The organism is Pseudobdellovibrionaceae bacterium (genome assembly GCA_019637875.1).
Lineage (GTDB): Bacteria > Bdellovibrionota > Bdellovibrionia > Bdellovibrionales > Bdellovibrionaceae > JAHBUW01.
The window spans coordinates 102796-127464 of the sequence record JAHBUW010000007.1 but is presented as its reverse complement, the minus strand read 5'-3'; the positions used below and the strand labels follow the sequence as shown (position 1 = coordinate 127464).

Sequence of the window (24669 nt, the reverse complement as noted above, 5' to 3'; positions counted from 1 at the left end):
CGATTAGGGAAGACGCGGGAATTTCGAGAAATCGGGTTTGCGCTTTTCGACGTAAGCGTCGCGTCCCTCTTGGGCCTCTTCGCTCATGTAGTACAACAGCGTCGCGTTGCCCGCGAGGTCCAAAAGTCCCATCTGACCGTCGCAATCCGCGTTGTGACAGACCTTCAGCATCCGTAGCGACATGGGCGAGTGTTGGAGCATCTCGCGGCACCACTTCACGGTCTCGAGTTCCAGGTCTTTGACGGGAACGACGGTATTCACCAAGCCCATGTCGAGAGCCTGCTGCGCATCGTACTGACGGCACAGGTACCAAATCTCGCGCGCTTTTTTCTGACCCACGATGCGGGCCAGGTAGCTCGAGCCCAGACCGCCGTCGAACGAGCCGACTTTGGGTCCCGTCTGACCGAACTTCGCGTTGTCCGCGGCGACCGTCAGATCGCAAACGACGTGCAGCACGTGCCCCCCGCCGATCGCGTAGCCCGCGACCATCGCGACGACGGGTTTGGGAATTTGACGAATTTGTTTTTGCACATCCAGGATGTTCAGGCGCGGAATTCCATCTTTACCGACATAACCCGCATCGCCGCGCACTTTCTGATCGCCTCCCGAGCAGAACGCCTCGTGCCCCTCACCGGTCAAAATGATCACGCCGATCGACTGATCTTCACGCGCCATGTGGAAGGCCTCTTGAAGCTCCAAGACGGTTTGCGGACGGAAGGCGTTACGCCGTTCGGGACGGTTGATCGTGATTTTGCCGATGCCGTCCTCGGTTTTTTCGAACTTGATGTCTTCGAAAGTCTTGATGCTTTTCCAATCCGCGGCGGGAGTGATGGGATTGGGCACGGTGGGTTTTGCCATGAAAAAGGCCTTTCGCTTGAGAATGAAAAGGCCCTCTTAACAAAGAATTGAAAGCCGGGCTAGTGCCGCGACCGACGGAGCCTCGTGCCTAAAAAGCAAGCGCCCCTTCCCTCACCACTGATCAAACACGAACTCATCCGTTTCGAAGCCCTGGGCCTCTAAACGCTCCAGAATCGGTTGGAGCGTCGCCACGGGCATTGGCGCCGTGCGTGAGAGGAAGAAGAGCGAGTCTTTCCCCGGCCCGCTCACGACCGCCCATTCATAGTTCGGCTCGAGATCGATGACCCAGTAGTCACCCTTCCAAGGAAACCCGAAGTCGACCTTTAGCTTCGCCGGCTCATTCGCGTTCGGCACCGTCGCGACGCCTTCGATATCGCTGACCGAGCCGTCCCCTTTCGTACAGACGTTGTAGACCTTCACGCTGCCGTCTTCATTCAAGGTGTATTCAGCGGTCGAACGCACGCAGCCCTTCTGGAAAAAGTTGGGCGAGTGGGCGATCTCAAGCCACTTTCCCATATAACGTTTGAGATCGACCGCGCTGACGACCTGCGGGTCATCGGGCTGCGCGAAAACACAAGCCGAGCAGAGCAGCGCCGACAAAAGCACGGCGATTCGACGAGCAAAAAACTTCTTCACGGATCCTCCCGTTGGATTGTTGTCCCTTTTCTCATCCCCTGAAACGTCTATGCAAACTATCAACCCGAAGCCGGTTGGGAACATTCGGACCTCAAAAACCGCGAAAATCTTGGGTTACTCGGGGGGATATAGGTCATGTCATCCGTCGATTACATGCCGTAAGTCCTGTTCAGTCTCATATCAGGCTTCCGATCTCTTAATTGTGAACAAGAAGTCCTCTTCTCAATTTCTGCGGCAAAGCCTTCTCGTGCTGATGTGCGTGGGGTTTTTCGCCGCGTGCGAGAAGAAAAAAGACGAGCCCGCGATCGCCGCCCCCTTGGCCGACATCTACCTGGCCAGCGGCACGGTCTACGTCGGCTTAGGCGTCACGACGGCCGCACCTTCGCAAACGGTCTCGCGCTTTGATGGCAACGGAAACTTCGTCGCGGTTTTGCGCGACTACACGAGCTCTCCTGGCGATACTCCGGTCTCGCTCGCGGACTATGATGAACAACACATTCTGGTGCTCGTTGAAAACACCGCCAGCCGCCGCGTGGAACTCGTGCGCAAAGATGGCTCCAGCTATTCGACGCTTTTCACGAACGCGGGCCTCTCTTCGGTCTTGCGACAAATGAGATATGATTCGGCGGGCGCGCTATTGATTTCGCGTTCGACCGCCGTCGAGAAGTTTACCGCGAACGGCGTACGTGTGACCATGGGCGCAAATGCCTTCGTGAACGCCCCCGGCGGCGCCTGCGCGCCCGTGATCACGAACATCAGTTCGATCGCCAACGGCCCCGATGGACAAGTTCTGATGGCTCATGCCTTCACCGCAGCGGCCGCGAACAACCGAGTGGTCATGATTTCTAAATCAGGTTACGCGACGGCGGGCGACTGCCTAGCGGTGCTCGCGGCTCCGACCACGGCCTCGTTTCCGACATCGCTGCTGATGCACTCCTCGGGACAGCTTTTGATCGGCTACGGCAACAACACCGGCCCCGTTCACGAAATTCACAGTGTCGCCGTGAACTCGGCCGCCTTCGGCACGCCCGTCAAAGCCTTCGGCGATCTGGCGGTCCTTCAAGGGATTTCGAAAATGGCCGAGCTCGCGAACGGTGACGTTCTGGTCGTCGCGGCCGCGGCCGCCTTCAACACGATCGAACACTTCAGCTTCGACCCGAGCACGGGTCTGCTCACCCGCGTGAAGTCGAAGCCCTTCATCACACCGAGCATCTTCACGCGTTCGGTTTCGGATATCCTTATCGTCAATCCCGGGACGACTTATCCCGCCTTACTGGCCGAGTAAGACCGACGGGTTTCGCATATAATCCAAAAAGAGTTTCTGCATTTCGGCCGCGTGCGCGCCGTCCATCAGACGGTGATCGAAGGTGATTCCCATACGCACGATCGGACGAACCTCGACGCGGCCGTCGACGACCCACGCCCGGTCTTCCAGCGCGCCCACCGTCAACAGCAGCGGCACGCGCGAGAACGGCACCAGCGGCGCCCAGGCCACCGAGACACCCAGCGTTCCGACGTTCGTGATCATCACCGAGCCGAACGCATCCCTAGGCATCCCCAACCACGTGAGCGGAAGGCCGATGTCGTAATTCAACCAAGCCGCCGCCCGCAGCACGAGCGCCATCAGCCACGTCGGCAACAGCGCGAGGACCTTCATCGAAGCATCGAGTTCGTTTTCTTTGCCGGCCTTCGAGTCGCGCACCTTGCCGGTCAGCTCCTCGTGCACGCGGCGCAGATCCTTGGTGTCGGCGCGACGAACCGTCACGCCCTTCAGCTCCGCGCCCGCGACGGGATCGGGTCCCGCTCCCGGCACGTTCAACTGGAAGAACAAATCCACGGTCTCGCGACGCCGGATACTTCCCCGGTACAGAATCGCGTTGATCTCGGGTCGACGTGCGAGCACGCGCGCAACGGCCGCACCGACGATGCTCGTCAGCGACAAGGGACGTTCATATTCGGCTTTGGTGGAGCGGATGAGCTCAAGACAGGGAGTCGCGTCGAACTCGACAAGACCGTAGACGCTGGGGTCCCCGGCGGTTTTCCAGGTCCCCAAGGCGACTTTGCGAAAGCCAGCTGCGCCAGCCTTGCGAAAAACGGAGGGGGTCAAAGACCCGCTTCCGGTTGATTCTTATTCTGGATACGAACCGCGACTTCGAGGGCCGCGCTCTGCGATTTGATCGACTGAGTCGGATTCTGCACCACACGTTGCTGCAGCTTCGCAAAGATCGGCTCACGGATCGCCAAGTGGTTGTCCTGAAGGACGCACTGACGAGCTTTGCGATCGGGAATATTGATCACGACCGGTGCTTTGAGGTTCGCGGTCATTTGCGTGGGATCATCGGGGATCGTCACGATGCACAAAAGACGAGCTTTGCTGAGGTCCGTCATTTTGAGGGCTTCGTAATCGGTCTTGGCGAGGGTCACTTTGTAGTTTTCCGCGAAAAGTTCGGGCTCCAGCACCGGGAAAGCGATTGCCGGCTCATCGCAGCTTTGCAGCCAAGCGAAGATATCGTCCGTGGGATCGTCCAGCAGCACGAACTTGTGCAGCTCTGCAAAACCCAGGATTCCCTCGGAAAACAACAGGATGTCTTGATCTTGAATCTCGACTTGTCCGAAACGCGTTGTCTGAATAACCACGTGCAGGCCCCCCCTCCACAAACGGATCACACCCTAAAAGAACAGACACAGCAAGACAAAAATCGGGTGAGTTCTCGGTGCATCGAAAACGCAAAAACCGGCCTCTGAAGCGCGTTCAGAGCCGGTTTGAAGGTGGAAACAAAGTGATTCTCGAGCGCCGCGAAAACTTTTAACCCGATTAGGGTTTAAGCATTTTCGAGATATTACGCGTCTTTTCCGGACCGGTTGCCGCGGACTCTTTATTCGTGTCCTGGATCGCCAGATAGACTTCTTCGCGGTGAATTTTCGTCTCTTTGGGGGCTTCGATCCCTAAACGGACCTGCTTGCCTTTGATTTGAACGACCCGAATCTTGATATGGTCGTCAATGGCGATGCTTTCTCCCAACTTCCTTGTCAAAACCAGCATACGGGGGCTCCCTGGATATTCCGACTCGATACCAATCCGGGTAAAGAGCGTTCTCCAACGCTGGCTTTATCGGTGGCTAAAGAGCGGAACTGTAGCTATTTCCGCTACCGGAGAAAGTCAAGGAGGCTCTTCTGGACTAAACGCCCAGACGTCTCGAGCGAGGCGCGAAGAGCACTATCGGTCTTCGAGATATCACTCACCGTTTGGAAGAGATCCGCATCTTCGATCTGACTCTGTAGAGCCTTATTGTCGACGAGGGATTTTTGTAAACTTTCCTGGGTTTGGTTCAAGGTCTGAACCCGCGCCCCGACCTGGGCCCGGCCCTGAATAACCTGGCTGAGCGAACGGTCGATGTCATCGATCGCAATCTGAATTTCTTCTTTATCATTCGTTCGCAAAGCGATTTCGAAGTTCTTCAACACGCGGAAGACGTTGATCCCGTCCTGCGTATTTTGGGGGACGGTTTCGACCTGACGCCGCCGCGAAGTCTCGGTCGAAGAAGCCGGTCCGCGCAAAACGAATTCTTCGTCGCGACCGTCTTCGATCTCTTGACGAAGTTCTTCGTTGTCGCGTTGGTACTGGTTCAAGTCCTCGGCCGTTTTCGGCGAATCCATTTTCGCGCGCAGGTGACCGTCGGCGCTCACGCCGACGCCGCCGAAGACCCGACTGCCCGGCAGGTTCATCGCGACTTCCGCGTCCTTGTTGATCAGGACGTTCATGTCGCCATCGTCGCCCTTGTAGTCGCCGGCCTGATTGAACGGTGAGGTCGTCGTCTTGAATCCGCCGAAGATGTAACGCTCGCCCAGCTTGCGGTTCCCGATCTGAACGGCCTGCGAGAACGTCTGACCGATCTCGAGCGCGGCAACCTGACGGGTTTCGGGGTTCGCCCCGGCGTCGTTGGCTTGCTGCACGGCAAGCTCTTTCGCCCGCACCAAAAGATCCGACATCTCATTCAGCGCCTGATCGGTCATATCCAGGAAGCTGCGCGCTTGATGAATGTTCTTAACGAATTGATTCAATCCGCGGTCTTCCGTACGCGTCGCGAGGACGCGCGCGGCGCCCACGGGATCGTCGGAAGGTTTGTTCAGACGTTTTTGCGAAGCCGCCTGATTCTGCAGATCGGACATATCGGTCCGATTCTTCTGCAGATTCTGATGGACTTGGTCAAAATTCATCCGGTCAGTGACGCGCATTCATTACATCCGTTTAAGGTTCAATACCGTGTCGAACATTTCATCCGCGACGCGAATCAATCGCGCCGAGGCGTCAAAACTTTTCTGGAACTCGATCATCTTCGTCGCTTCTTCATCCAGACTCACGCCCGCAACGCTCTCGCGCAGCTTTTCGATCTGCTTCACGACGTTGCCCTGGGTCTCGACTTGTTTGTTCGCTTGATGGGCCACGACCCCGATGCGACCCACCTGGGCGTTGTAGTAGTCGTCCATCGTCGCCGCGCCGTTATCGAAAACCTGTTTGTACTGAATACGGCTGATGACGTTCGCGACGGTATTGTCCCCGGGCGAGCCATCCTTCGCGCCCGCCGCGATCCGGCTGACGTCGTTCGCGATCGCTTCATTCAAACGCAGCGAGCGCGCCGCGCCCGCCTTCGTGTCGCTGGTCATGAAGAACGCCAAGCCCTCGCGACCGCCGCGGTCGTAACCGAGGACGTGGGCCTTGTTGACTTCGTTCCCCAGCGTGAACGCCAGGCTGTCCATGCGATCTTTGACTTCCGTGATGACCCGATCGCGCACCGACAGCAATCCGCCCGTCACGCCGCTTTTGATCCGGTTCGTGATCTTGATGTCATGCGCGCCGGCTTGGCCGACGGCGTAGATTTCGGTTTGCCCCGAACCCGGATCCACTTTCGCGCTCAGCTCGGTTTGACTGAAACCGGTCACCAAAAGCGCGTTGCCCGCCGTCGAAACGTTGATCATACCCGCGTCGCCGTCGGCGACGTTCACGTCGATGAGTTCATTCAGTTTTTTCAAAACGAGGTCGCGACGGTCACGTTCGTCGTTCGCCGGCACGTTCTGAATTTCGACCGAGGCAATCTTCTGGTTCAGCTCGGCGATCTCGTTGGTATAGCGATTGATCTCGCCGACCCGCGCGTCCAGCTGGAAGTCGATGTCCTTGCGCACGGTTTCGAGCTGATCGTCGACGCGCTTGAAGTCCTTGGTCAGGGCTTCGGCGGTTTCTTTCACGATCGTGCGGATCGTGGTCGACTCGGGATTGTTCGAAAGCTCGCGGAAGCTGTTGAAGAAATCCGAAACGTACTGGTTCAGGCTTTTGTTCTGCTGCTCGTTGAAAACCTGCTCGATGCGCCCCATGGTTTCCGAACGCGCGTTCAGAAACCCCATCTCGCGGTTTGCACCTTGAAGCTGCTTGTCGATGAAAGGATTGTTGATCCGGCTGACCTGCGCCGCGCGCGACCCCGTCCCAAGCCGCAGATTGCCTTCGCTCACGGGCGGCGCCGTGACCTGCTCGACCCGTTGGCGCGAATAACCTTCGGTCGTTTTGTTGGCGATGTTGTGGGACACGGTTTGCAGCGCGGTCTGACTGTTCATCATCGCGCGTTTACCCATGTCCATCATGGCATGAATTTTACCCACAACCTGCCCTCTTCCTTGAGGTCATCGGCCCGTCCTTCATGGACCGGCCTTACCGTCCCGCGAACTAGCCTTCCTTACGGACGAAATTACCCGCTTTGTTCGGCTCGTTCGAAAGTGTGCCCTGGCGCTGGTAAGTGGTTTTTCCCACCAACGTCTCTTTGATATTTCCCATCGCGCCGTCCAGGGTCTTCAATGCGCTTTGGGCGTAACGTTCATTTTCACGATTGATCTCGGTCGCGCGACGAACCAAAAGTTCGAGCGTCGCGTGGATCGAGCGCAGCTGATCCCCGTTGGGACCGGCCATCTTCTGCGCGATATCGAGCAGGCGCGGGCTTTCCGCTTCGCCACCCACCAGGTTCGCCAGGTCTTTCGCGTAACGCTCACGCGCGCCGTCCAGCGCCTTCAGCTTCGTGAGGGTGCTTTCCTTCACGCTGTTGTTGTCGCGCAGTTTTTCGATATCGCTCGTCAGCAGGAAGTCTTTCTCTTTGCGAACGACGTCCAAGAAATTGCGGTACGCTTTCGTCATGTCATCCAGATTGGTGACCAACTTCTTGTAAGCGTTCTGCGTGCGTTCTTCGCGATTTTTATCGGAGTCCATGTCGAACATGATCGATTACTCCCACGACGTCGCTTCAGAGATCATCTTGTCGGCGATCGCGCCCGCGTCGACTTTGTATTTACCTTCGTCGATCAGCTTTTGCAGACGCGCGACTTTCGCTTCATCCACATCGGGAGCCGCCGTCGCCAGCTCTTTCGCTTTCTTGATGTCCTGCGCGCGTTTCGAAATATCGACTTTCGATGCGCCCAAGTCTCCGAGCTCTTTCAATCCCGCGCCCGTGGACTCGCTGATGTTCGCCTTCGCGGCCGAACCGATATTGGCCGACGCGTCGGTTTTTTCACCGCGTTGAGTGTCGCGAACGTTCACGTTCTGACCCACTTTGTTGTGCGTGATTTTCATCGGAAAGCCTCCATCGCCTTATCCTTGGCGAGTTTCATCAAGACCAGGTCCCTACTCATTAGCGTAGCATATCGGGACATCGGACCAAAATTATTCTGTGATCGAGTCCGGGCGAAATTCAAGCGTCCAGTTCATGTCGCCCCGCCCGGAATCCCAAGCTCCGAGCGCCTGACCGGCCTCGACTGGACCGGGGCGCAAATTTGTCACCAGCTCGCCCTGGAATTTCAACAGACTGCGAAATCCGTTCCCGTGATCGACGCCCAAGACCTGTTCGCCATTCGCGCCGGTCGTCATTTCGGTCAGCCGCCCCGACCAAGGGGGGGCGACCTCGCGTGTCAGTTTTTCCGGGTCGTTCATTTTGAAGTTCACTTGCTTCTCGGCCGCGTTCGACGTCGTTTGAAAACCGACGCGGGCTTCACGTGCGCGGGCACCGTCTTGCAGACGGGCCTTCGAGGCCGCGTCGAGCGCCACGGGGCCTTGGGGTTTCGCCGTCGGGAAACGCAGGCCCATCTGTTCGCCGAAACGTTGCATGAGCTGGTCTTGGATCAAATCCGCGAGGCCCACGCCGCCCTTCTTCCCCCAGTTCTCGACGTACTGCTCGTCGAGCTGTTCGCTGAAGATTTTTTCGGCCTGGTTTTTCTGAATGAGTCCGCCGTCACCGACCGTCGCGCGCATGGACTTCACCATTTCGCGCAGGAAGTGCTTTTCGTACATCTCCGCGACTTCGCGGATCTTCGCTTCCTTCTGTTCGTTCGTGACTTCCGCGCGCGGCTGATAGCCACGCTGGAGGCGCGTCACTTCGCTCATAGATTTCGTCCGTGGATATCGGCGCCATTCGCGCCGCTCGAGAGAAAAGAAAGGGGAGAGGAGTCAGAGTTCAGCGTGCATCCTGCACTGAGCTCTTTAAGCTTCGGCCACATTCCGTCAATCCTTGACGACTGCTTGCCATTGCCACCTGTTTCCTGCGAGAAACGTGTTGAGAATCTTAACCGTCCTTGGTTCTTGATCTCTAACCCGCCCTCCCCGCGCACCAACAACATCCATGTCGCAGGTGCTAAATACATTGTAGAATCAAAACTCAAAATTCCACGAGAACTTTTCATAAAATTTCGAGTTCCCCGTGCAAAGCTCCAGCTGCCTTTATGGACTGAAGCAGAGTGATCAGGTCTTTCGGAGAGACGCCCAGCTTGTTCAACGACTGGACGAGTTCACCCACCGATACGCCTTCGATCACATTCACTTTCTCGTCGACCACGTCCTTGGCGGATTTCCCCTGGACTTTCACCGAGAGGTTGCCGTGCGCGATCGCCACGCGTGAAATTTTCACGCGGTCACCGATGATCACCGTTCCGGTTTTTTCGTTGATGACGACTTTCGCTTTCTGGTCGGGATTGATTTCCACAGCTTCGATCGTGGCCAGTAACTCTACGCCCCGCCCTTCGAACGAAGGCGGCGTCACGATGTCGATCGTCCCGGCATCCTTCGCGGCGGCGAACTGTCCGCCGAGCTCGCGATTGATCTGCAGCGAGGTTCGCGCCGCCGTGATGAAATCCGGATTGTGCAACGTCAGACGGAACATCTTCCGCGAAGAGAAATCGCTGGTGACGTCACGTTCGATGATCGCGCCGTTCGGAATGCGCCCCACCGTCGTGAAAGCGTCTTTGCCTTGCCCACCGATGGTCACCGTTCCCTGTCCGACGGCATAGACCTGCTCATTCGCCGCGCGCAAAGGCGTCTGCAGAAGCGTTCCGCCCTCGAGCGAGCTTGCATCGCCGAGCGAACTTACGGTGATGTCCATGGGATTTCCGGCTTTCCCGAAAGCGGGAAGATTCGCCGTCACGATGACGGCCGCGACGTTTTTACTGTCCACTTGTTGGGTATCGAGTTTCACGCCCAGCTTGTCGAGCATACGCGCCATCGACTTGCCGGTGAATTCAGTTTTGCCGTCGCCCGTGCCTTTCAGTCCGACGACGATCCCGTAACCGATCAGCTGGTTTTCACGCACCCCGCGGATGCTGGCGATATCTTTCAGACGCGCAGCTTGCGCCGTATCCGCGAGCATCGCGACCAGAAGGGCATAGATCGAAAGAAGAACGAAGCGCGGGCTCATTAGCGTTTCTCCGTGCGGCGAATGTTCACGACATCGAATTGCGGATCCAGCAGGCGGTTGGAAGAGACGCCTTCATCATTGAAATCCTCGGGACGGATCACGCCCGTCACGATCACCTTGTACTCACGCTGTCCGATCATGAAGGGCTGTTGGCCTTTCACGCGGTAATTCCCGTCCGAAAGTTTTTCGACGATACGGGTGGGCACGTTCGTCACGGCGTCCGCGGTCGACTGCTCGTTCACGCTTTTGCCGCCTTCGCTGGCGGGCTGGCGACCTTTACCGTCGTCTTTGCCCTCGGCGAGTTTCTGCGACTCGACGGTTTGCCCTTCGCCGGGTTGCGGATCTTTGGCCGGCGGATTTTCCTGTTCCTCGAGCTGCTTGAGCAGCGACTTGATGACGTTCACTTTCATTTCGACTTGCTTTTGCGCGGGGCCTTCGACCTTCACGTTCAGCAGATCGCCTTCACGACGACTTTTGTTCTGCGCGAACAGATAGGCGCCCTGACCTTCCATCACCCACATCGAACCGGCCTGCGCGTGCAGCTCGGCCTCTTCTTCCATGCGACTGCGGGTCATGCGCTTGTAGTTGCGATTCGCCATGTTCATGTACTCGTTCGTGTCCGAGAACTTCACGGCGTCGCTGACTTCCTCTTGGATCTGCGCTTTTTCACTGCGCGGGATCAAACCCGCGCAACCGGTATTCAGCAGACCGAAAGCGATCGCGATCAGGAAGATGATGTGTAAGATCGTTGTCCGAAATGTCATTACTCAAGCCTTCCGGTTCCGGGTGCGATCACGCGCACGCTGAGGATTTTATTCTGATCGCTTTTCACGCGAACGTAGTCGCCCATGCTGCCGTTTTCTTCCGCGCGAAAGTGGCTGGTGATCTCGAACGTATCGTTCCCGGCGACAACCTTGATCATCTGACCGCGACTCACGATCTGCGGTAGACGCAGATCCGACTTCAGCACGGTTTGGCGTAGCGCCAGAAAACGTTTGGCGACCGCGCCATCGAGATCCGCGTAAGTCGCCAGATCGTCCTTCAGGAAGGTGACGTCGATCCACTCGGATTTCAGATCCGACGGGTTCAAGACCGCGAGCGCGTTCAAGGTCCGCGCGGCCTGCAAACCTTGGCGATGCAAACGCACCTGACCGCTGATGTAGCTTTGGGTTTCCCCCAGGAACTCCACCGGTAACAGGAAACTTCCGCCCCACTTCAGATCTTTGAAGCCGATTTTCAGATCCGCGACGTCCTCGACGGCGAACGGCGGGAATTTCACGTCACGGAATTCCACGCGGCAATCGTCGCAAAGATTACGGTAGCCTTGGCGCAACTGCGCGAGCAGCGTCGCCTCGACCAAAGCGCGGCCTTCTCCGGATTGCTCCAAAGCTTGTGCCGAGCCCACCGCGATGGCCGCCGCGGGCTTCTGGTTCTGCAAGCTCCGCTTCGTCGACTTGAGTTCGGGCTCGAAGCCGGTCTTGCCGTTTTCGTCGACCGCCAACGCGTGATCGGCGGCTTCACTGGCTTGCGCGAAGTCGTACACCAACGTGACCACGAAGAGGATCACGAGCGAAATGCGGCAGACGTTTTGAACCGAAGACCACAAACTCATTCGCGATTACCTCAGACTATTGATGGTTTGGAGCATTTGATCGGCGGCCTGAATCGCTTTCGAGTTCGACTCGTAAGCGCGCTGGGCCGTGATCATATTCACCATCTCATCGACGATGTTCACGTTCGACGATTCGTACTGACCTTGTCCCAAGAAACCCGCACCGCTCAAGCCCGGGCGGACAACTTGCGCCTGTCCGCTGGAGGGCGTCTGTTGGTAAAGGTTACGGCCGATCGAACGCAGTCCCGCCGCGTTCACGAAATTCGCGATGTCGATCTGTCCCACCGTTTGCGGAACGCCCGTATCGCCCGTCTGCACGCGGACCTCACCATTGGGCGCGATTTCGATATTGGTCGCTTCGGGGGGAATGGTGATTTCGGGTTGCAGAACGTTCCCGTTCTTATCCACGATGCGGCCATTCGCGTCCGGACGGAATTGACCGTCGCGGGTGTAAGCCATCTGACCGTCGGGAGTCTGGATCTGGAAGAAGCCGGGGCCTTCGATCATCACGTCGAGCGCACGTTTCGTCATGACCGCGCTGCCGATGGCGCCCATATCACGCTGGACAGCTGCGGTGCGCACCCCCAGACCGACTTGCACGCCCGTGGGCGTGACGGCGTTCATCCCGGTCGCGGTGCCGGGCTCTTTTTCATTTTGGTAAAGAAGGTCTTCGAATTCGGCGCGCGAACGTTTGAACCCGGCGGTGTTCACGTTCGCCATGTTGTTCGAAATGACGTCCATGTTCGTCTGCTGCGCTTGCATCCCGGTCGCGGCTGTATTGAGTGCACGAATCATATATCAACTACCTCAGACTTTCCCGACCTGGTTGACGACCTTGTCATTAATTGAATCGTAAGCATCGATCGCCTTCTTCGCGGTTTCGAAAGTCCGCGTCGCGGTGATCATGTCGGTCATCTCTTTGACGATGTTCACGTTGCTCGTTTCGATGAAGCCCTGACGAAGGGTGATGTTCTGGGCGTTCGACACTTCCGGCTGCGTGCCGGGTTTGAAATCATAAAAACCGTTACCGATTTTGCTGAGATGATCGCGATCCGCGACTTCGACGACGGCGACTTGCCCCAAGGCCTCGTTCCCCTGGAAAACTTGACCATCTTCGGCGATGCGGACGGGACCTTCACCGGTCAAACGGATCACGCGCGCGGCGGGATCGGCTCCCGGCTCGGCTTGCGCCATGACGGGATAGCCTTCCTTGGTCACGAGTTGTCCTTCGCCGTCGATGTTGAAACCGCCCTGACGGGTCAGCCGCAGTCCTTGCGGCGTCATGACCTCGAAGAAACCGACGCCATCCAGCGCTACATCCAATTGACCGCCGGTCGCCACCAGACGGCCTTGCGAGTGGTCGGTATAAGTTCCGGCGTTGTCGACGAAGCTGATGTCGTTGCCTTTTTGGTCGTAGAACGACTCGATGCTGTTCGGAATCTTGGTGGCGTCGAGGACTTCCTCGGGCTTCTCGTGATTCGTCAGAAACTCGCGGAAGGTTTGTTCATCACGCTTGAAGCCGGGCGTATTCACGTTCGCGATGTTGTTCGCGATCGTGTCCAGACGCTGGGCCTGCGCCATGGCTCCGCTCAGTGCCGCATAGACACCCCGTGTACTCATACCACCTCCGTGAACAGTCTCTTGAGCAAAGCCGGTGCCCACCGGACGATGGTCTGTGACAGATCTGCCACGGAAAATTTAGGCCGTATCGGCGTTGCAAACCGAAATCTGTAGCGTCAAAAAGACTAGAACTTGCCAAAATTATGGCGGACGAGGACCTAGCCTAAGATCGGGGTGATTGCGTTCCCCCACCCAACATGCGACAAAGATTCGTCCGCAATTTTCGAAGAGGTTCCATTGCGTTTTTACGGATTGGTCGCTTCATTCTTGCTACACGCATTGATCGTACTTGTCGCGATCGTCGGGCCGCGTTTGCGGTCTGCCCCCGAACGGGCTCCGTTGAAAGAATTCGTTGAGTTTGAAGTGGTCGCGCCAACTGCGGACGAGGCCGTCGCCCGGCGCGGAAATCCCGAAGCGGGCTCGCCAAGGAGTGGGTCGCGTGCGCGCGGCCTTTCCCCCAAGACGTCCCCCCAGGTTTCGCTCGAGGATCTGATTCCGAAATATGATCCGTCGAAAGTGCGCGAGCCGCTTTTGGGTCGGCGCCCCCGCATTGATCAAGAGTACGGCGCGGGAACCGCGACCCTTCGACGCGAAGGCCCCCTCGGCGACGCGGGTTACGACGCCCACGGTACCGCCGGAGTTTACGGCTACTCAGAAGGAATGGATCTGCCGAAGTCCACCGAGACCATGCCCTTCTTCCAAGCGCTGTGGCGACGTGTGGACGACGTCATGGATTTCCCGGTCGAGATCGCGCAAATGCGGATCGGTGGACAGGTCGTCGTTCACCTGAACGTGAATGCCCAAGGCGAAATGGTCGGCGATTTTCTGCGGATCGAGTCGGATCATCCCGTGCTGTTGACCTACGCGCTGGTGGTGCTGAGTCAGTCCCTGAAAACGCCGCTCCCCGAGCGCGTGCATCTGCCGCCCGGTCACGCCGACGTGCCGGTCGCCCTGACCTTCGACTTCCGCGTGGTGACGATGCATGGGCTTTATCCCCGGCGCGGCGGCTATTTTAAAAACTCGCTGGAGTTCAGCCGCACGCGCTACATGGATCCCTACGCGCTCGAGGCCATCGACTACGTCCTCACGAACTACGTCCCGCCGATCATTCCGTTCCCGGGTGGCGTGTACGTGGATTTCGTCCGCGCCTACCAGATGATCGACAACTACGCGAACGACCGCCCCGACCTGTACGATCAACACGAACGTCAGTACCATCTGCTACGTGAAAAACTGGATCTCGCCATCGTCCGCGACGAGGCGGCGAAAGCCCGGCTCGAGGCGACCGCGAAGCTCACCGCCCCCACGGGCTCGGCGCTGCCGCGCAAACCGCTTTTGACCCGCTAGACCTTACCGACGAAATGTCCTTCGCGGAGAACGACGAGGGATCGGGTCGGTAAAACGCGCTGGCGTTGCAGCTTCTTTTCGCGCACCGAACGGCGGGCGAACTCCGATACCAAATCATCAAAGGCACGCTTGAACTCACGAGTCGATTCCGGCGTCAGGTGCAGAATCCTCGACGTGAAAAAATCCATCTCGCCTTGGGGATTCTCGAGCGCCTCGCCCAGAAGCTCCTCGGACCATTCCCGCACGATCTGTTTCATGAAACGTCCCTCGTAGCGAAACAGCGCGGGAACGTCTTTCCGTAAATCCACACGATCGCCCGGAAGCCAACGCAGAAGCTTCAGGCGTTCGAGCTCGCGCAGATATCCGTAAGCGCGCTGACGACCGATCTTGTGCCGGGCGATCAGCTCTTCAAAGCCGAGCGGCTCCGTATACAGCAAGATCAGGAACAAAAAGCAGGCGCGGTTTTTCATGAAGAACTCCTGCGCCTTCTCGGTCAAAGTGATCGTTTGGGTTTCCGAAAGGGACGTTTTCGGATCCAAAAGTTCATGCACCGAAAGCCCCAGGATTTCGCAGATCTGCCCTAACCGATCGAGCGAGATGTCCGGCGCCGCGAAGAGCTTCTTCACGCCGGATTCGCTCATCCGCAGTTGACGTCCGAGTTCGGTATAGGTCACGCCCTGATCGCGCAGCGCACGTTTCAGGTGGTCTTTGACATCGGTATACTTCATGGGTACCCCAGATATCCTAAAGGGCCCCGATTTGGGAGCTTCTTTTTCTGGCTTTGTACGACCCGCGTGACCCCACCTAGCTTGGCGCAAAGCACGGAGGACTCATGACTCGTTGGATTGGCGTTCTGCTTCCCCTTCTTCTCACCGCAACTGCAACCGCAAGCGCGACGACCGCCGCCACTTGCCCCGAACTGACCGCGGGGTTCCGGGATCAAGGCTTTTCGGGTTCGGTTCTTGTCCGCCAGCAAGGACGCGATCTTTGCGCCGAAGATGTGAGCCGTGTCACGAAGGGCACCCACTTTCTCATCGGTTCGGTCTCGAAGCAATTCACCGCCGTCGGCATCTTCCGTTTGGTGGAAGAGGGCAAGCTGCGCTTGAACGACTCTTTGAAGGCGGATTTCCCGACGCTGACCAACGCCGACCGGATTTCCGTACGCATGCTTCTGAATCACACCTCGGGCATTCCCGATTTCACGGGACATCCGGAGTTCCTGCGCCTGAAGGAAACTCCGTTCACGCAGGTCGCTCCGCTCGTCACGCTGATCGAGTCTTTGCCGTCGGCGTTCGAGCCCGGCACGCGCTGGGACTACAGCAACTCCAACTACCTTCTGCTCTCGGCGTTGATCGAAAAACGGAGTGGCCAAAGCTGGGGAGACTTCACGCAAACTCAGCTGCTCGCGCCCCAGCAACTGCACGACACCCGGTTCGCGATCGACAAAACCCCCGCCCTCGTCGAGGGCCACGTTTTCGATCGCGACTACCAACTGGAGCCCCTGCCATCGAACGCCTATTTCGAGCGCGGTTGGGCGAACGGTGCCGGCGGTTTGGAGTCGACGACTCGGGATCTGGCGGCTTGGAACGAAGCCCTGTTCGGCGGGCGCATTCTTTCCGCCCCCCTTCTTCAAGAATTTCTGAACCCCTCCGTGGTCGCATCGCCCCCCATTCACTACGCGCACGGTCTGATGTTTCGTCAGGATCTGGCGCAAGAAAACGTGTACTTCCACTCGGGAGGCATTCCCGGCTTCACCTCGATGAATATCTACGTGCCGCGGCTTGAACTCTCGGTTGTCGTTTTAGGAAATTCCTATGACGGCGCCACCACAAGCGCTCTGGCATGGGGGCTACTGCGCCTGGCTCTCGGAGAAAAAGTCGCGCTGCCCGAGACGACGCCCGAAGCGCCCCTGACCGCGGAGGATCTACGAAATATCCCCGGCGAGTTCGAGTTCGCATCCATCGGATTGAAGTTGAGCGTTCGCGCCGACGCCGGAAAGCTGTACGCGACATTCCAAGGGGACCGGGAATACAAGCTGGTTCCCGAAGGGTCGGGAGTTTTCCGCCAACGCGTGTACGGTTTGACCCTGGAGTTCACGGAGGACGCGATGAAGGTCGTCCTCCGCCAAAGCGGCGAAACGGTGGAAGGAAATCGCCGAGTTACGGCTGCGCCATCTCCTGGCAACTGATTTCGTAAAGGTTCGAATCAGTACCAAGCTTGTGCGCGTAGTGCATGACGCCCGCGTAAAGACCGGCGAAGACCGTGGTCATGCGCGTGCGTCCCAGATTGCGCAGCCCTTTGCGAAGCTCGGCGGGCATTTCGTTTTTGTCGGTCAGCTCGACGAGCTTGTCCCAGACTTCGTCTTTCGCCATTTCCATGATTTGGATTTCAAGTTTACCGGCCGTCAGCTTCTCTTTCACGATGACGCTCAGATATTCCGAGCCGCTGATATGGTGGGAGTTGGTGCCGCCGAAGTAATACATGGGGAAGGTCTTTCCTTCGTGGTTCACGACGCACTTCAGGCGCGGACCGGATTGCGCGTGGGCGGCGAAACCAACGACCAACAGAACGGGTAAAGCGATCCAAGTTTTCCAAGTCATGTGAGGCCCTCCGATTTCAGGATTCTAAGATCCCCGCCAAAATGCAGCGGCCGGACTTCCGCCGTCCAGAAGCGATTCGAACGCGGATCAAAATTACAGGCCCATTGGGCGCGGCGCTCCCCGACTGGACGCTCCACGACCAAAGCACGGAATACGTCCCCCCGCCGAAGCCGCCTTGGTCGGGCGAAAGAAGTCAGCCAAAATTGTTCCATGTCGATCGCCACCCTCTCGAGCCGCGCCCTGCTGGCGGCCTTTTTGATCTTCACCGCCGACCTCGGCCAGGCCGCCGTCAAGTCCGCCGCCGAGCTCGGTCAGGCGGCCCTGATGACGCAAACTCCGGTGAAGTCCGACGGGATCACCGGCGCCGCCCGCGTGCTCACGACCGAAGAGGCGCGCCTCGCCGAACTCGAAGACCTGAAGGAACTGCACAACCAATTGATGAACAAAGCGAAGCAGGCCCCCGCCCATCGCGCGACGGTCATCTTCGACTTGCCGGTGACCTACAACCGCCGCGTCGCCTTCTGGCTGGATCATTTCCAAAACCGTGGACGCGGTTGGTTCCGCGAATGGCTCGAAAAATCCACGCGCTACATGCCCTTCATCCAAAAAGAACTGCGCCAAGCGGGCCTGCCCGCCGACCTCGCGTTCATGGTCATGATCGAATCGGGCTTCAATCCTTACGCCCGCAGCCCCGCGAACGCGGTCGGCCCTTGGCAGTTCATCGGCCCGACTGGCAAACGCTACGGCTTGCAGCAGAACTGGTGGCTGGATGAGCGCAAGGACTACAAGAAAGCGACCCAGGCCGCGATCAGCTACATGAAAGACCTCTACGAAGAGTTCGGCAGCTGGTACCTCGTCTCGGCCAGCTACAATATGGGTGAAAACGGCCTGCGCCGCCGCATCAAGCGGGCCGGTACGCGCGACTTCTGGGCCCTTTCGAAAAAGGGACTGCTGCCGCAAGAAACGGTCGACTACGTGCCGAAGATTTTGGCCGTCATGCTGATCGCGAAGGCGCCCAGCCTTTACGGCTTCCGTGATTTGGCGAAAATGGACGTGCTGGATTACGAAGTCGTCTCGATGCAGGGTGGAACCGATCTAAGACACCTCGCAGACCATCTTGGAATCACGCACAAATCGCTGAAAGACTTGAACGCCGAATTGCTTCTTGGCTATATCCCCTTGCAAGTCGAGAAACACGCGATCCGCATTCCGAAAGGGGCGCGATCGCTCGTGATCGACTACGTGCAGGCGGGTAAGTCCGCCAGCGTGACCCAACCCCCAACGCCGAACTAGGTCCACCCGTCATGGAGACCGCTCCCGAAAAATCCCGCCTCATTGTGCAGAAATACGGGGGCGCCACGTTGGCGACGCCGGCGCACATCCGCGCGGCGGCGGAGCGCATCTGCCGACTTCACCACGCGGGTCACCCCGTGGTCGCCATCGTCAGCGCCATGGGCTCGACGACCAACGAGCTGATCGCGCTCGCCAATCAGGTCTCATCGAAACCGACCCTGCGTGAGCTCGACATGCTGCTCACGACGGGTGAGCGCGTATCGATGGCGCTCTTAACGATGGCGCTGCAAGATCTTGGCTGCGAAGCGATCAGCTTCACCGGAAGCCAAGCCGGAATCCTGACGGATGAATCCCACGTGAACGCCCTGATCAAGGACGTGCGCGCGTTTCGCGTGTCGGAAGCGCTGAACCAAGGCAAGGTCGTGGTGCTCGCGGGCTTTCAGGGCGTTTCGCCGGTCACCAAAGAGATCACGACGCTCGGTCGCGGCGGCACGGACACCACGGCCGTGGCGATGTCGATCTTCTTGAAAGCCGATCGCTGCGAGATCCTGAAGGACGTTCCCGCCGTTTTCACCGCGGATCCCCGCTTGGTCAAAGACGCACGTCCGCTCAAGACTCTTCGTTACGCACAGCTCGCGGACATGTGTTTCTGGGGCGCCAAGGTTTTACACTACCGTTCCGTTGAACTGGCCGGACGTTTTCAAGTTCCACTCTACGTCGGCCCCGCGCGCGAGGTCGGCGAAGGCACCACGCTACAAACAGGAGACGCCATGTACGAATCCACCGAAATTCTCGCGCTGAATTCCCACGAGAAAGTCATCGAATGGCGCCACTCGGGAAGCGCCCTGGAAACCCACGTGGCCTTCGAAAAACTCCTGCAACGCGAGAAAGTTCCCGCCCCGCAAATCCTGGGCAGCCGCGTCCGCGCGGACCGTGGACACGAAGAAAACGAAATGCTTTTGACGGGCCCCTCGGAAGTGATGGCGCGCCTAGAGGAAGTTCTGCGCCAAGGACCCGCCACCGATTGGACCGGCGATCTGTCGACCGTGACTTGCACTTGCGCGGGGACGACCTCGATGGGTCTTTACGGAAAGATCGCGACCGCCGTCGACGGCGCGGGACTGCGCCCCCGGTCGATCTCGGTGTCCGCGCAAAGCGTGACCTTGGTGGTCGCCCGCGCGGAACGCGAACGTTACCTCACGACACTTCATGCTTTGATTCCCAAAAATTAGTGGGTCCCGGAAGAGCTGGATGACGCCGCGGGCGCCGCACCGCCGGTGTATTCGGTAAAGCCCGTCGACTCGCGCGAACGCTGCGGACGAGCCACGAAATCTTCCCCGTCATCCGAGGTCAAACGCCGCGAGGGTTTTTGTCCCGATGCCACACGACGATCGAAACGCACTTTGCATTCACCGAGGGTTTTAAAATTCACGTTGATGCCGGGAAGCGTTTGCCCGGCGACGATCTTCTCCATGCAGTCTTTGACGAGACCCTGCCCCGAACTGTTCACGCCGCCGATCGAATAACCTTCTTTGCGGCACTGTTTGGCGATTTCACGGCAAGGGTGGGACGCGTGCGCGGTGTTCGGCTCGGCAGTGAATAGAAAAATCACCGCCAGTAAAAATAGAAAGTTCCGCAGCCGCATTCCATCAGTCTAACAAGAGAGCACGAGAATTCGCGAGTTCACGAAATGCGATTCCCGATTTGAGACGAGTGGCTCAGGGGTTCAGCGTGGAGGTGTTCGCGCGATAGCGCACGCGGACCTTATGGAAAAGATTCGTGTGGGGTCCGGTCATACCGTCGGGCAAGAACTTCTTCAGATCCGTCCCCGTGGCGTCCCCACGTAAAGATCCCGGACCGCGGCCTTTGCCAAAGCCTTCGCCCTCACCGTAGCCACCGCCGGCGACTCGCGAGGCTCCGCCGCCTTCACCGCCACCGCCTCCTCCGCCGCCGCCCTTCCCAATTCCCGAGGCGGGAATCTGGGTCAGACCGTCGGCCTTCGGATTGTCGCGCCCCGTGTTGGTCGGACCGCCGCCGGCCGAAACTCCGCCCCCACCGCCGCCGCCTTGGCCTTGGTAACGACCGAGTTTGCTGGGATCGTAGTTACTCGGAGCCGCGCTCGGCGATGAACCCGAATAGCCACCGCCGGATTCAACGGATTGGGAGCTGTCGTTGATCATCGCCTCGACCGAGGGGCTTTGATCCGTGCCGCAGCCGACCGCGAAGGCATTCGCCTGGCAAACGCAAACGGGGTTCGTCGCGGCGAAGGTGGGATTGCTGCAATCCTCTTTGGGCTTTTCGACCGTGGGGGTCGGCGTCGGCGACGGGGACTTCGTCGGCATCTGCGGAAGCTGCGGCATCTGTCCGCCGCCGATTTGCTGTTGGCAGGACTGCGAAGCATTCGCCTGGGACTCGGTGCGATCGATTTGCGACTGCAGATTGTCCCAATCCTTATTCAGCTTTTGGCAGGCCTCTTTGAATTCCTTATCCCGGCCGGTCACGGCGCGCTCGCCGATGCCTTCCAAGCCCTTCTTGCACTTCTCGTTCGCTTCTTTACAACGCGACTTGAAAGAACTCAGCGCCTCTTTCCCTTCGCGGGCGGCGTTTTTCATGTCCTCGCACGCGCGCATCGGGTTCGAGGCTTGGTCGCCGGACTGATTGGCTTGCAGATTGTTGGCTTTGGTGCGGGCGTTTTTGATCGCGTCGTCTTCCGAAGCGTCGCAGTCGTCTTCGGCTTTGACTCCGCCGGCACGCAGATCCTTCAGCGCTTGGCTGGTCTGCGCGTAGCTCGGCCCCGACGCCAACGCGACGAACAGACCCAAAGCCATCATGACGATTCGGATGAACATGCGATTCCCCAGCACTTCTCTTATCTTATCTTATCGAGAAAATTCGTCCCGAAGCTGAGCGAATTCTTGCCGTGTCTCGTTTTGAGATCTCGGGGCGTCTTGACAGTCCCCGCAGGCGGGAGGATGTTCCCTGCATGTCGCAGTTTCACGATTTCACCGTCAAAGATGCCAAAGGTCAGGACTTTCCGCTCGCCCAACTGAAAGGGAAAACGGTTCTGGTCGTGAACGTCGCCTCGAAGTGCGGCTTCACGAAACAGTACACGGGTCTGGAGTCGCTGTACCAACAGTTCAAAGATCGCGACTTCGTGATCTTGGGTTTTCCGTGCAATCAGTTCGGCGGACAAGAGCCCGGAACCAACGACGATATTCAGCGCACCTGCACGGTCGACTGGGGCGTGAGCTTCCCGGTCCTCGCGAAAGTGGACGTGAACGGCGCGAACGCGGCTCCGATTTACGAATTCTTAAAGTCGTCGGCGCCCGGTATTCTGGGAACCGAAGCCATCAAATGGAACTTCACCAAATTCCTGATCGACGGCAACGGCCGCGTGACGGAAAGATTCGCTCCGCAGACGGAACCGCAAGAGCTCATCTCGCCCATCTCGAAGATGCTGGGTTGAGTTTCGACTCTACCTGATCCAACGCGCCGCTCGACAAATCTGTCCGCTTTCGCGCCATAGGCGCGGCTTTCGGATTGACAGCTTCCGTCCTCCTTTTGAGAGTTGAGGGGTTCCACATCCCCATTCAATTGCAGGAGGCAATATGAAGAATTTCGTCCTTTCGTTCGTCGCGCTGACCGCGTTTTTCTCATTCTCGACGTCGCAAGCCGCGCACGTCATCCAAGCGGGACGCGACGCCAAAGTGAAGATGGTCGTGCACGGCGACTATCAATGCCCTTTCACCGCGAAACTCGCGGGCGTACTGGAGCAAATCCGCACCGAATACCCCGACCAGGTCGCGATCTACTTCGCGCACTTCCCCTTGAGCTTCCATGACCAAGCGGTTTCGGCGGCCATCGCCGCCAGCTGCGCGGATCGCCAAGGTCTGTTCTGGTCCTACTCGAAAGCACTGCTCCACAATCAAACCAAGTTGGCGGAAGACTATTACCCCCAACTCGCGGATGCCCTGCAAATCCAAGATCGCAACGCGTTCGAGGCCTGCTTGAAAGAGCCCGGCGTGAAATCGCAAGTCGAAATCGAATACCTCGTCGGCGAGGCGACGGGTGTCGGCGGCACCCCCACCCTCTTCATCAACGGCGAAGCCGTGCGCGGAGTCTATCCCTTCTCGCATTATCAAGAGATCATCGATCGCCTTCTCGCGAAGTAAGGCGCTGACGAAGAACTCGACACCTCCGAAAGACTTTCCCGGCCCGCCCCGGCCTTTGACCGCGGCGGGCTTTTTATTTCGCGTTGAAGACCTGGCCAAGTTGGCGCGCTTCTCGCTCTAGGGGCCGCGTGGGGAAAATCACAACATGGGGGTGACTCAATGAAGTCGCAACTGTTTGCACTGGCGCTTCTGGCGCCGGCTCTGGCCTGGAGTTCAGGCACGAAACATCTTTCGGGCGTCGATTCCCGCGGACAATCCTGTCACGTGGAAATCGAAGGTTCGGGAGAGAGCATGTCCATGAACTTGAAGTTCAAAGACTACAAGTTCATGAATCTGACTCTCGAAAATGGCGGCAGCCGTTTCGAGACGACGACGATGGACTACGGTGATGGCGTCTATGCTCGCGTGATCGGTGCGCCGATTACAATTTCGAGCGTAGGTCTCATCCACGTGAAAGGCACGACCGACATGAACTCGGCGGGCCAGATCTCCAAAGTCGAAATGTCCGGCCGTGGCGGACTGCTGAGCTGGTGGAGCCGCAGCTTCTCTTGCAAGGATCTGCGGTAAAGACAAAGGGCGCGGCCATCGCCACGCCCTTTCTACGAAAGGGGCCCGCCAAGAGCGGCCTCGATGTTCAAGGCGTCCCCTCCGGGACGCCTTTTTTATTTCCATGACGGCGAAGAATCCGCCGTTCGCTTGCTCCGTTACCGGCGGCAGCTTTTGAACTGGGGCGAAGCCTCACCATTCAAGCGAATGAAGTAACCCGAGCCCGTCTTCTGCTCGCCGCGGAAGCTGATGACGACTTTCCGGCCGTCATCCAGCGCGTAGGTCTTCTGTTCGACCGGCGGCATCGACTCCAGAATCAGGACGTCAACATCCACGATGGAGTAGTTCGCGGTTTCACCAGAGGTGGTTTCCAGCGACAGCGAGCCCGCCGCTTCATTGATCGTCATGATCGAATCGGTGTGAGTCACGCACTCAACCGGACGTCCACCGGCGCGAGGCTCGGGACCGCTGGGTCCCCCCGCGGGCAAACGCACGGTGGCCGAAGACTTGTTCGCCCCTTTGATCGTGAGCGAGCCGTTCGCGTAGTAAGCGTCGGTCAAACCCAGCTGCTTCAAAGAGAAGGTCGCTTTGCGCGAAAGGATCGCCTCGCAGAAGTCCTGAGTCGTATGCTTCAAAACAGCCTGGCATTGGACCGGCATGCTCTCGGCACAACCGCGAAGCTCAAGCTCATACTTGTGATCGCCGCAACCGCCACCATGGCGAACGTTGACGGTCAACTCATCGCCCGAGATCGAAGCGCCGGTCACTTCCGCCGCCTGCACCGAAAACCCAACCAACGAAGCCAAAATAGCCGAAAACACGAAAGACAATTTCATGCATTCCCCCCCCCGGGAAATTTGAGTGGTGATTTGAAGTCGCGAAGACGCGCCCAAATTCACCGGACACCCTTCACCGGTCAACTCCCCCAACCGAAGCCTTACAATGCCATTCCACGCCGTCTTTCCTTTCTACACACGCTCCCCGCGTCGACGCGCAAAAAGCTTCGCCCTTCCTTCACTCGAGTTCCGGCCTCGTCGAGCCGGATGCGCGAACGGGTGAGCGACATTCCTTTTCTGATCTTCCATTTTCGATCTTCATGCGTCCGTAGAGGATCTTCTCTTTCCTTCGGATGAGGGCTCCGCAGCGCCTGGACGGCGTATTCCCCTGCGGCCTGAGGCCATGGATGGCCGTCCCTCATCCGAAGGAAAGAGAAGATCCTCTGCGGGCGAACTAGAAATCCCAATGGAAGATCAGAAAAGGAATGT

The 24669-nt window shown here is 58.4% G+C and carries 28 protein-coding genes; 8 read left to right on the top strand and 20 right to left on the bottom strand.

All coding sequences use genetic code 11. The annotated features are described in order from the left end of the window. Positions 1–3 precede the first annotated feature (3 nt). A complete protein-coding gene (menB, locus tag KF767_10485) occupies positions 4–858 on the bottom strand; it encodes a 1,4-dihydroxy-2-naphthoyl-CoA synthase (GenBank protein ID MBX3018307.1) in 855 nt (284 codons plus the stop codon). A gap of 111 nt (positions 859–969) precedes the next feature. Beyond that, a complete protein-coding gene (locus KF767_10480; GenBank protein MBX3018306.1) occupies positions 970–1494 on the bottom strand; it encodes a lipocalin family protein in 525 nt (174 codons plus the stop codon). A gap of 202 nt (positions 1495–1696) precedes the next feature. On the opposite strand from KF767_10480, the gene KF767_10475 reads away from it, so the two are divergent. Further along, positions 1697–2779 carry a hypothetical protein gene (locus KF767_10475; GenBank protein ID MBX3018305.1) on the top strand — a complete coding sequence of 361 codons (1083 nt, stop codon included), beginning with the start codon at positions 1697–1699 and terminating at the stop codon, positions 2777–2779. On the opposite strand, the gene KF767_10470 is transcribed toward KF767_10475, so the two are convergent. The 13 genes from KF767_10470 to flgF all read right to left on the bottom strand — a co-directional run bounded on the left by KF767_10470 (position 2765) and on the right by flgF (position 13446). Then, positions 2765–3601: a 2-oxo acid dehydrogenase subunit E2 gene (locus KF767_10470; protein MBX3018304.1), complete on the bottom strand. Its 837-nt coding sequence runs from the start codon at positions 3599–3601 to the stop codon at positions 2765–2767. The genes KF767_10475 and KF767_10470 overlap by 15 nt on opposite strands. Continuing rightward, positions 3598–4131, bottom strand: coding sequence for a flagellar assembly protein FliW (locus KF767_10465; GenBank protein ID MBX3018303.1), 534 nt, complete (start codon positions 4129–4131; stop codon positions 3598–3600). The genes KF767_10470 and KF767_10465 overlap by 4 nt, the downstream gene beginning before the upstream one ends. 178 nt (positions 4132–4309) lie before the next feature. Beyond that, on the bottom strand, positions 4310–4537 hold the full coding sequence (csrA, locus tag KF767_10460; GenBank protein MBX3018302.1) for a carbon storage regulator CsrA: 228 nt from the start codon (positions 4535–4537) through the stop codon (positions 4310–4312). 104 nt (positions 4538–4641) lie between these two features. Next, positions 4642–5712, bottom strand: coding sequence for a flagellar hook-associated protein FlgL (gene flgL, locus KF767_10455; GenBank protein MBX3018301.1), 1071 nt, complete (start codon positions 5710–5712; stop codon positions 4642–4644). Positions 5713–5733: 21 nt separating this feature from the next. Next, positions 5734–7146, bottom strand: coding sequence for a flagellar hook-associated protein FlgK (flgK, locus tag KF767_10450; protein MBX3018300.1), 1413 nt, complete (start codon positions 7144–7146; stop codon positions 5734–5736). A 64-nt stretch (positions 7147–7210) separates the two neighbouring features. Next, positions 7211–7744, bottom strand: coding sequence for a flagellar protein FlgN (locus KF767_10445; GenBank protein ID MBX3018299.1), 534 nt, complete (start codon positions 7742–7744; stop codon positions 7211–7213). Positions 7745–7759: 15 nt separating this feature from the next. Continuing rightward, complete coding sequence (gene flgM, locus KF767_10440; GenBank protein ID MBX3018298.1) at positions 7760–8104, bottom strand: flagellar biosynthesis anti-sigma factor FlgM; 345 nt, start codon at positions 8102–8104, stop codon at positions 7760–7762. A 90-nt stretch (positions 8105–8194) separates the two neighbouring features. Then, complete coding sequence (locus KF767_10435) at positions 8195–8911, bottom strand: rod-binding protein (protein MBX3018297.1); 717 nt, start codon at positions 8909–8911, stop codon at positions 8195–8197. Between the two features lie 292 nt (positions 8912–9203). After that, the gene (locus KF767_10430; GenBank protein ID MBX3018296.1) at positions 9204–10214 is read right to left on the bottom strand and encodes a flagellar basal body P-ring protein FlgI; all 1011 of its coding nucleotides are present in this window, start codon (positions 10212–10214) and stop codon (positions 9204–9206) included. After that, a complete protein-coding gene (locus tag KF767_10425; GenBank protein MBX3018295.1) occupies positions 10214–10978 on the bottom strand; it encodes a flagellar basal body L-ring protein FlgH in 765 nt (254 codons plus the stop codon). Before KF767_10425 ends, KF767_10430 begins: the two co-directional genes overlap by 1 nt. After that, entirely contained in the window at positions 10978–11826 is an 849-nt protein-coding gene (gene flgA, locus KF767_10420; protein ID MBX3018294.1) for a flagellar basal body P-ring formation protein FlgA, read from the bottom strand. Before flgA ends, KF767_10425 begins: the two co-directional genes overlap by 1 nt. Before the next feature lie 6 nt (positions 11827–11832). Beyond that, positions 11833–12621, bottom strand: coding sequence for a flagellar basal-body rod protein FlgG (gene flgG / locus KF767_10415; GenBank protein ID MBX3018293.1), 789 nt, complete (start codon positions 12619–12621; stop codon positions 11833–11835). Between the two features lie 12 nt (positions 12622–12633). Continuing rightward, a complete protein-coding gene (flgF, locus tag KF767_10410) occupies positions 12634–13446 on the bottom strand; it encodes a flagellar basal-body rod protein FlgF (GenBank protein MBX3018292.1) in 813 nt (270 codons plus the stop codon). A 339-nt stretch (positions 13447–13785) separates the two neighbouring features. Between flgF and KF767_10405 the strand changes: the two genes are divergently transcribed. Further along, entirely contained in the window at positions 13786–14793 is a 1008-nt protein-coding gene (locus tag KF767_10405; GenBank protein ID MBX3018291.1) for a hypothetical protein, read from the top strand. Here the strand turns inward: KF767_10405 and KF767_10400 are convergent. After that, positions 14790–15521, bottom strand: a complete 732-nt coding sequence (locus KF767_10400; GenBank protein ID MBX3018290.1) for a helix-turn-helix transcriptional regulator — start codon at positions 15519–15521, stop codon at positions 14790–14792. The genes KF767_10405 and KF767_10400 overlap by 4 nt on opposite strands. A gap of 104 nt (positions 15522–15625) precedes the next feature. Here KF767_10400 and KF767_10395 point away from each other — a divergent pair, with 104 nt between their 5' ends. Then, the gene (locus KF767_10395) at positions 15626–16981 is read left to right on the top strand and encodes a beta-lactamase family protein (protein MBX3018289.1); all 1356 of its coding nucleotides are present in this window, start codon (positions 15626–15628) and stop codon (positions 16979–16981) included. On the opposite strand, the gene KF767_10390 is transcribed toward KF767_10395, so the two are convergent. Further along, positions 16953–17393, bottom strand: a complete 441-nt coding sequence (locus tag KF767_10390; protein MBX3018288.1) for a hypothetical protein — start codon at positions 17391–17393, stop codon at positions 16953–16955. The two genes, KF767_10395 and KF767_10390, sit on opposite strands and share 29 nt — an antisense overlap. A 324-nt stretch (positions 17394–17717) precedes the next feature. On the opposite strand from KF767_10390, the gene KF767_10385 reads away from it, so the two are divergent. Both KF767_10385 and KF767_10380 read left to right on the top strand, forming a co-directional pair. Beyond that, positions 17718–18686, top strand: coding sequence for a lytic transglycosylase domain-containing protein (locus tag KF767_10385; protein ID MBX3018287.1), 969 nt, complete (start codon positions 17718–17720; stop codon positions 18684–18686). A gap of 11 nt (positions 18687–18697) precedes the next feature. Beyond that, positions 18698–19918 (top strand): aspartate kinase, encoded by a 1221-nt coding sequence (locus tag KF767_10380; GenBank protein ID MBX3018286.1) that lies wholly within the window; start codon positions 18698–18700, stop codon positions 19916–19918. On the opposite strand, the gene KF767_10375 is transcribed toward KF767_10380, so the two are convergent. Together KF767_10375 and KF767_10370 are read right to left on the bottom strand one after the other, a co-directional pair. Next, entirely contained in the window at positions 19915–20331 is a 417-nt protein-coding gene (locus KF767_10375; protein ID MBX3018285.1) for a hypothetical protein, read from the bottom strand. The two genes, KF767_10380 and KF767_10375, sit on opposite strands and share 4 nt — an antisense overlap. A gap of 73 nt (positions 20332–20404) precedes the next feature. Next, the gene (locus KF767_10370; protein ID MBX3018284.1) at positions 20405–21535 is read right to left on the bottom strand and encodes a hypothetical protein; all 1131 of its coding nucleotides are present in this window, start codon (positions 21533–21535) and stop codon (positions 20405–20407) included. Positions 21536–21669: 134 nt separating this feature from the next. On the opposite strand from KF767_10370, the gene KF767_10365 reads away from it, so the two are divergent. From KF767_10365 to KF767_10355, 3 genes are all read left to right on the top strand, one after another. Next, positions 21670–22152 carry a glutathione peroxidase gene (locus tag KF767_10365; GenBank protein MBX3018283.1) on the top strand — a complete coding sequence of 161 codons (483 nt, stop codon included), beginning with the start codon at positions 21670–21672 and terminating at the stop codon, positions 22150–22152. 142 nt (positions 22153–22294) lie between these two features. Further along, on the top strand, positions 22295–22858 hold the full coding sequence (locus tag KF767_10360) for a DsbA family protein (protein MBX3018282.1): 564 nt from the start codon (positions 22295–22297) through the stop codon (positions 22856–22858). A 159-nt stretch (positions 22859–23017) separates the two neighbouring features. After that, the gene (locus KF767_10355) at positions 23018–23425 is read left to right on the top strand and encodes a hypothetical protein (protein MBX3018281.1); all 408 of its coding nucleotides are present in this window, start codon (positions 23018–23020) and stop codon (positions 23423–23425) included. A 137-nt stretch (positions 23426–23562) separates the two neighbouring features. Here KF767_10355 and KF767_10350 read toward each other — a convergent pair whose 3' ends face one another. After that, entirely contained in the window at positions 23563–24240 is a 678-nt protein-coding gene (locus tag KF767_10350; protein MBX3018280.1) for a hypothetical protein, read from the bottom strand. Positions 24241–24669 lie beyond the last annotated feature (429 nt).

Coding starts and splice junctions, on each gene's coding strand:
- menB (MBX3018307.1), bottom strand. CDS start 858: ATGGCAAAACCCACCGTGCCCAATCCCATCACTCCCGCCGCGGATTGG.
- csrA (MBX3018302.1), bottom strand. CDS start 4,537: ATGCTGGTTTTGACAAGGAAGTTGGGAGAAAGCATCGCCATTGACGAC.
- flgL (MBX3018301.1), bottom strand. CDS start 5,712: ATGAATTTTGACCAAGTCCATCAGAATCTGCAGAAGAATCGGACCGAT.
- KF767_10445 (MBX3018299.1), bottom strand. CDS start 7,744: ATGGACTCCGATAAAAATCGCGAAGAACGCACGCAGAACGCTTACAAG.
- flgM (MBX3018298.1), bottom strand. CDS start 8,104: ATGAAAATCACGCACAACAAAGTGGGTCAGAACGTGAACGTTCGCGAC.
- KF767_10435 (MBX3018297.1), bottom strand. CDS start 8,911: ATGAGCGAAGTGACGCGCCTCCAGCGTGGCTATCAGCCGCGCGCGGAA.
- KF767_10430 (MBX3018296.1), bottom strand. CDS start 10,214: ATGAGCCCGCGCTTCGTTCTTCTTTCGATCTATGCCCTTCTGGTCGCG.
- KF767_10425 (MBX3018295.1), bottom strand. CDS start 10,978: ATGACATTTCGGACAACGATCTTACACATCATCTTCCTGATCGCGATC.
- flgA (MBX3018294.1), bottom strand. CDS start 11,826: ATGAGTTTGTGGTCTTCGGTTCAAAACGTCTGCCGCATTTCGCTCGTG.
- flgG (MBX3018293.1), bottom strand. CDS start 12,621: ATGATTCGTGCACTCAATACAGCCGCGACCGGGATGCAAGCGCAGCAG.
- flgF (MBX3018292.1), bottom strand. CDS start 13,446: ATGAGTACACGGGGTGTCTATGCGGCACTGAGCGGAGCCATGGCGCAG.
- KF767_10400 (MBX3018290.1), bottom strand. CDS start 15,521: ATGAAGTATACCGATGTCAAAGACCACCTGAAACGTGCGCTGCGCGAT.
- KF767_10395 (MBX3018289.1), top strand. CDS start 15,626: ATGACTCGTTGGATTGGCGTTCTGCTTCCCCTTCTTCTCACCGCAACT.
- KF767_10390 (MBX3018288.1), bottom strand. CDS start 17,393: ATGACTTGGAAAACTTGGATCGCTTTACCCGTTCTGTTGGTCGTTGGT.
- KF767_10385 (MBX3018287.1), top strand. CDS start 17,718: ATGACGCAAACTCCGGTGAAGTCCGACGGGATCACCGGCGCCGCCCGC.
- KF767_10380 (MBX3018286.1), top strand. CDS start 18,698: ATGGAGACCGCTCCCGAAAAATCCCGCCTCATTGTGCAGAAATACGGG.
- KF767_10375 (MBX3018285.1), bottom strand. CDS start 20,331: ATGCGGCTGCGGAACTTTCTATTTTTACTGGCGGTGATTTTTCTATTC.
- KF767_10370 (MBX3018284.1), bottom strand. CDS start 21,535: ATGTTCATCCGAATCGTCATGATGGCTTTGGGTCTGTTCGTCGCGTTG.
- KF767_10365 (MBX3018283.1), top strand. CDS start 21,670: ATGTCGCAGTTTCACGATTTCACCGTCAAAGATGCCAAAGGTCAGGAC.
- KF767_10360 (MBX3018282.1), top strand. CDS start 22,295: ATGAAGAATTTCGTCCTTTCGTTCGTCGCGCTGACCGCGTTTTTCTCA.
- KF767_10355 (MBX3018281.1), top strand. CDS start 23,018: ATGAAGTCGCAACTGTTTGCACTGGCGCTTCTGGCGCCGGCTCTGGCC.
- KF767_10350 (MBX3018280.1), bottom strand. CDS start 24,240: ATGAAATTGTCTTTCGTGTTTTCGGCTATTTTGGCTTCGTTGGTTGGG.